The 5854-nt window shown below is 66.6% G+C and carries 6 protein-coding genes; 1 reads left to right on the plus strand and 5 read right to left on the minus strand.

Translation table 11 applies throughout. The features are described 5' to 3' along the window. Positions 1-921 (plus strand): GMC family oxidoreductase (locus VDP82_RS12770; RefSeq protein WP_323015229.1); only part of this gene is annotated, 921 nt, incomplete at its 5' end. 144 nt (positions 922-1065) lie between these two features. Here the strand turns inward: VDP82_RS12770 and VDP82_RS12775 are convergent. From VDP82_RS12775 to VDP82_RS12795, 5 genes are read right to left on the minus strand one after another with little or no spacing between them, the layout of a single operon-like run. Continuing rightward, a complete protein-coding gene (locus VDP82_RS12775; RefSeq protein ID WP_323015230.1) occupies positions 1066-2517 on the minus strand; it encodes an aldehyde dehydrogenase in 1452 nt (483 codons plus the stop codon). Further along, positions 2514-3257: an ABC transporter ATP-binding protein gene (locus VDP82_RS12780; RefSeq protein ID WP_323015231.1), complete on the minus strand. Its 744-nt coding sequence runs from the start codon at positions 3255-3257 to the stop codon at positions 2514-2516. Before VDP82_RS12780 ends, VDP82_RS12775 begins: the two co-directional genes overlap by 4 nt. Beyond that, positions 3250-3975: an ABC transporter ATP-binding protein gene (locus VDP82_RS12785; protein ID WP_323015232.1), complete on the minus strand. Its 726-nt coding sequence runs from the start codon at positions 3973-3975 to the stop codon at positions 3250-3252. The genes VDP82_RS12780 and VDP82_RS12785 overlap by 8 nt, the downstream gene beginning before the upstream one ends. Further along, on the minus strand, positions 3972-4889 hold the full coding sequence (locus VDP82_RS12790; RefSeq protein ID WP_323015233.1) for a branched-chain amino acid ABC transporter permease: 918 nt from the start codon (positions 4887-4889) through the stop codon (positions 3972-3974). Before VDP82_RS12790 ends, VDP82_RS12785 begins: the two co-directional genes overlap by 4 nt. Beyond that, positions 4886-5755: a branched-chain amino acid ABC transporter permease gene (locus VDP82_RS12795; RefSeq protein ID WP_323015234.1), complete on the minus strand. Its 870-nt coding sequence runs from the start codon at positions 5753-5755 to the stop codon at positions 4886-4888. The genes VDP82_RS12790 and VDP82_RS12795 overlap by 4 nt, the downstream gene beginning before the upstream one ends. Between the last annotated feature and the right edge of the window lie 99 nt (positions 5756-5854).

The raw sequence follows: 5854 nt of genomic DNA on the forward strand, positions 1-5854 counted from the left end.
GCGCACAGCGTGCCCTCCCGGCAGGAGGGCGACGCGCGTACCAACCGGGCGCGGCGCGAGATCGGGCTGTGCGCCGGCGCGGTGGCCAGCCCGGCCATTCTCGAACGCTCCGGCATTGGCGAGGGCGAGCATCTGCGCAGCATTGGCATCGATGTGGTGCGCGACCTGCCCGGCGTCGGCGCCAATTTGCAGGACCACTTGCAGCTTCGGCCCATCTACAAGGTGTCGAACGTGCCCACCATGAACATGCTCTACCGCTCGCTTTTCCGGCGCGGCATGATGGGGGCGGAATATCTCTTCCTGCGGCGTGGCGCGCTCACCATGGCGCCATCGCAACTGGGCGCCTTCACCCGCTCGTCCGACCGGCATGAAACGCCCAACATGCAGTTCCACATCCAGCCGCTCTCGCTCGACAAGTTCGGCGATGCCATGCACGACTTCCCGGCCATTACGGTCAGCGTCTGCAATTTGCGGCCTACCAGCCGGGGTTCGGTCCATGTTCGTTCGGCGGACGTGAACCAGGCTCCCGCCATCGCGCCAAACTATTTGGCGACCGAGGAAGACCGCCAGGTTGCGGCCGAATCCATTCGCAGCGCCCGCAAGGTGATGCAGCAGCCCGCCATGGCCCGCTACAACCCCGAGGAGTTCCGCCCCGGCGCGCATCTGCAAAGCGATGGCGATCTGGCCCGGGTCGCGGGCGATATCGGCACCACCATCTTCCATCCGGTCGGCACCGCCCGCATGGGCGTGGCCGGCGATTCCATGGCGGTGCTGGACAAGTCCCTTAAGGTCTTTGGCGTCGAGGGCCTGCGTGTTGCCGACGCTTCCGCCATGCCTTTCATTACCTCGGGCAATACCAATTCGCCCACCATCATGATCGCCGAAAAAGCCGCCGCCGCCATTCTGGCGGATGCACGATAGGGGCCTTTTCGCTCTCCCCTCGCGGGAGAAGGTGTCCTGAAGGGGCGGATGAGGGGCTTAAGGCGTCGGAATACCGACCCAACCACGGAGCCATTCCGGCCTGCGCCGGAATGACCCGGTGGATAGACTGCGTGTTTCGCCTCCTCAGATCGGATAGTGAATCGGCCCGTCCTGCACGGTGATCCAGCGCAGGTCGGTGAATTCGGCGATGCCGGCCTTGCCCCCGAAGCGGCCATAGCCCGAGGCCTTCATGCCGCCGAAGGGCATTTGCGCCTCGTCATGCACCGTTGGGCCATTGACGTGGCAGATGCCGGATTCGATCCGCGAGGCCACGGCCATGGCGCGGTTGACGTCGCGGCCGAACACGGCGGCCGCCAGGCCATATTCGGTATCGTTGGCTACCCGTACCGCCTCGTCGAGGCTGCCCACGCGCACCACCGCCACCACCGGGCCGAAGGATTCTTCGCGATAGAGCTTCATGCCGGGCGTCACCCCGTCCACCACCGTGGCCTGCATGATGGTGCCGTCAATGGTGCCGCCGGCCACCACGCGCGCGCCCTTGGCCACCGCATCGCGGATCAGCCCGTCGATGCGCTGCGCCGCGCCGAGATCGACCAGGCATCCCAGCGGCGTATTGCCGGCGCGGGGATCGCCCGCCTTGAGCGAAGCGGCCTTGGCCGCCAGCTTATCGACGAACGCGTCGGCGATGGCATCATCGACCACGATGCGCTCGGTCGACATGCAGATTTGCCCCTGGTTCATATAGGCCCCGAAGGTGGCGGCGGCGACGGCGGCGTCCAGATCGGCATCGTCGAGCACCACGAAGGGCGCCTTGCCGCCCAGCTCCAGCAGGGCCGGCTTGAGATTGCGTGCCGCCAGCTCGGCGATGTGCCGGCCCACCCGGGTCGAGCCGGTGAAATTGACCCGCCGCACGCCGGGATGGGCGATCAGCGCCTCCACCAGTTCCGGCGCATCCTCGGGGGCGTTGGAGACCACGTTGAGCACGCCCTTCGGCAATCCCGCCGCCAGCAGCGCATCGGCGATCAGCCTGTGGGTGCGCGGGCAGATTTCACTGGATTTGAACACCACCGTATTGCCGCAGGCGAGCGGCGTCGCCAGTGAGCGCACCCCCAGGATCACCGGGGCGTTCCAGGGCGCGATGGAGAGCACCACGCCTGCCGCCTGGCGCACGCCATAGGCGGTGGAGCCGGGCCGGTTGGAGGGGATGATTTCTCCCGTCACCTGGGTCGTGAGCGCCGCTGCCTCGCGCAGCATCTCGGCGGCCAGCATCACGTTGAAGCCGGCCCAACCGGCGGTGGCGCCGGTTTCCGCGCCCATGGCGGCGATGAAATCGGGCGCCAGCGCGTCGAGCCGGTCGGCGGCATGGAGCAATATCTTGCGCCGCGCCGAAGGCGCGGTCTTGCTCCAGCCGGGAAAGGCGGCGGCGGCGGCGTCGGCCGCGCGCAGGGCGTCGTCCAAGCTGGCGGCCGCCGCGCGGGTGGCCAATTCGCCGGTGACGGGATTATTGCGCTCGAAAGTGCCCCCGCCGCTGGCTTGACAGTCCTCGTTATTGATAAGCAGGCCGAGATCGGTCATGTGCGAACTCCGTTTCTGGTATTGGGGGGCATGGTTCCGCCAAGGAAGGCCTGTTGCACGCCGGGATCGGTGCGCAGCGTCTCGGCCGTGCCCGAGCCGGTGATGCGACCCGCTTCCATGAGATAGCCGCGATGGGCGATGCCCAGGCTGGCCTTGACGTTCTGTTCCACTACGAGCAGCGCGATTCCGGTCTGGCGGATGCGGCCGAGCGCGGCGAAGAGCTCGCTGGTGACGATGGGGGCGAGGCCCAGGCTGGGTTCGTCCAGCATCAACAGGCGCGGGCAGCTCATCAGCGCCCGCCCGATCGCCAGCATCTGCTGTTCGCCCCCGCTCATGGTGCGGGCGATCTGCCCCTCTCGCTCGGCCAGCCGGGGAAAAAGCTCGAACACCAGGCGGCGCTGCGCGGCTTCATGCGGCCGCGCATGGGGCGTATAGGCACCCAGCTCGAGATTTTCCGCCACGCTGAGATCGCCGAAAATCCCTCGCCCTTCCGGCACCAGCGCAATCCCCGCTTCCAGAAAGCGATGCGCCGGCCGGCCCAGCAGCGAGGTGCCGTCCAGCGTTATCGATGCGCCGGAATCGGGCCGCTCCAGCCCGGCAATGGCCTTGAGCAGGCTCGATTTGCCCGCCCCATTGGCCCCCAGCACCACCACGGTTTCCCCTTCCGAAACGGAAAGGGAAACGCTGTCCAGCGCCAGATGCTTGCCATAGCGCAGCGAAAGGGAAGCGACATCAAGCATGGTCTTGCCCCAGATAGGCGCGCACGACTTCGGCATCGGCCAGCACTTCGGCGGTCGGCCCGTCGGCGATCCTGGTGCCGGTATTCATCACGATGCAGCGGCTGCACAGCGCCCGCACCGCATCCATCACATGTTCCACCAGCAATATGGTGATGCCGCGTTCCCGCAGCGAGGCGATAAGGTCGATGCCGGTGCGTAATTCGGTCGGGTTGAGCCCCGCCAGCCATTCGTCCAGCAGCAGCAATTGCGGATCGGCGGCCAGCGCCCGCGCCAGTTCCATGCGTTTCAGATCGATATAGGTGAGGCTGTCGGCCGGCTGGCTGGCCCGCCCGGCCAGCCCCACCGCTTCAAGCAATTCCCCGATGCGCTCCTCGGCCTCTGCGCCCCAGAGCGGGGCCTTGCGGAAGGCCAGGGCCGCCAGCACGTTCTCGCCCACGCTCAGCGAGGGCAGGGCGCGCACCAGCTGGAAGGTGCGGGCAATGCCGCGATGGGCGATTTTTTCCGGCGGCAGGCCGCTGATCGGCTCGCCCAGCAGCGTGATATGGCCCTCGCTCAGCGGCAGATAGCCCGAGATCATGTTGAGCGCGGTGGTCTTGCCCGAGCCGTTGGGGCCAAGCAGCCCCACCGTTTCGCCGGCGGCGACGTCGAAGCTCAGCCCGTTGACAGCGCTGAGGCCCCCGAAGCGCTTGGTGATCTCATGTAGACTGAGAAGGCTCATGCCCGTGCCTCCTTTCCGGCCAAGCGGTTGCGCAGGCTGTCGAAGGCCGCCAGCACCCCATTGGGCAGCAGGAACACGATGGCGATGAACAAAACTCCCAGGATGATCGAATAGTGGTTGGGAAAATTGGCCGAGAGCCATTCGAACAGCAGGAACAGCGGGACCGCGCCCAGCAGCGGCCCCAATAGCCGGTTCGGCCCGCCCAGCAGCGCCATGATGACCACGAGGAAGCTGGTGGTGGGATTGAACACGATGGAAGGCTCTATATAGGTCCAGCGTGGCGCCTGGATGGCCCCGGCCAGGCTCATCAATATGGCGCTGATCGAAAACAGCGTCAGCTTGGCGCGGGTAATGCGGATGCCCAGATGGCTGGCCACCACCGGGTCGTCCCCGATGACGCGCAGCGCCAGTCCGATCTTGGCCCGGCTCACCCACCAGGCGATGGCGAGCGTTGCAGCCAGCAGCGCCAGCAATTGCCAGTAGATATGCTCGGGCCCGATGGGCAGGAACACATAGCGCCCCAGCGTGCGGGTCACGTTGACCTCGTAATAAGTCACAAATTGCCGCACCAGTTCGGTGAGCCCGAAGGTGAAGATGACGAAATAGATCCCCGCCAGCCGCAGCGTCGCCAGCCCCACGATCAGCGCCAGAACCAGCCCCACTCCGGCGGCGCATACCAGCACCAGCGGATAGGGCAGCACGTCGCCCAGCACTGCCACGCTATAGGCGCCGAGCCCGAAAAAGGCGACCGTGGCCAGCGAGATGTAGCGCGTCGGCCCGGAAAACAGCGCCCAGGCGGTGGCCAGCACGCCATAGCCGAGGATGCCGATCATCAGCCCGAGCGGGTAGGGGTCGGCGAAAAAGGGCACGAAGGCCAGCGCGGCGAAGATGAGCAGGGCGAGCAGGAGTTTCATCGCGCGGCCTTTCCGAACAGGCCCTGCGGGCGGATGACGAGCACGGCGAGAAACAACAGATAGGTGGCCGCCAGCGTCAGCCCCGGATCGATGAAGCTGGCGACCATGGTCTCCACCAGCCCCAGAAGCAGCCCGGCGACCAGCGCCCCCAGCAGATTGCCCACGCCCCCCATGATGACCACGATCAGCGCCTTCATGGTGAAGACCACGCCCATCGTCGCTGAAAAGGTCAGATACATCGACACCACCACGCCCCCGGCGGCGGCTAGCGCCCCGCCCAGCGCAAAGGCGAAGCGGGCGACGGCATCGACATTGATCCCCACCAGCGGCGCCGAGGCTGGATTGGCGGCGACTGCGCGGATCACCGTGCCGAAACGCGTGCGGTTGAGCAGCAGGTAAAGACCCAGCCCCAGGGCCAGCGCCAGGGCGAAGGCCAGCACGCGGTTGAGCTGCATGGTGGTGCCCAATATCGTCACCGGCCCAGCCAGGAAGCTGTAGTTCTGGAAGCCCGCTCCGAAGATCACCAGGGCGATGCCCTGGATGAGAAACAGCAGCCCGAAGGTGGCCAGGATCGAATCGCCCTCCAGCCGTCCCCGATCTTTCGAGCGCCGGGCCAGCGGCTGCAACATCACCGCATAGATCACCCAGTTGAGCGCGAAGCTGGCGGGCAGGATCACCACCATGGCCAGCAGCGGATTGATGCCCAGGCCGGTGAACAGCACCAGCGCGCCGAAGCTGGCGGCGATGATGATGTCGCCATAGGCCAGGTTCATGATGCGCGCGACGCCATATTGCAGCGTCAGGCCCATCGCCACCAGGGCATAGGTGCCCCCCAGGACGAGGCCGGTAAGAATGGCGCTGAGCATGGCCGCTCCACTAGGATTGATTGTTCTGTTGAACCGGCCCCGTCGCCTCCCTCCCCCTTGTGGGGCGGGGCCGAGGGTGGGGGTTCGGGCGGGTCAGCG

Source organism: Devosia sp. (assembly GCF_034675085.1).
Classification (GTDB): Bacteria; Pseudomonadota; Alphaproteobacteria; order Rhizobiales; family Devosiaceae; genus Devosia.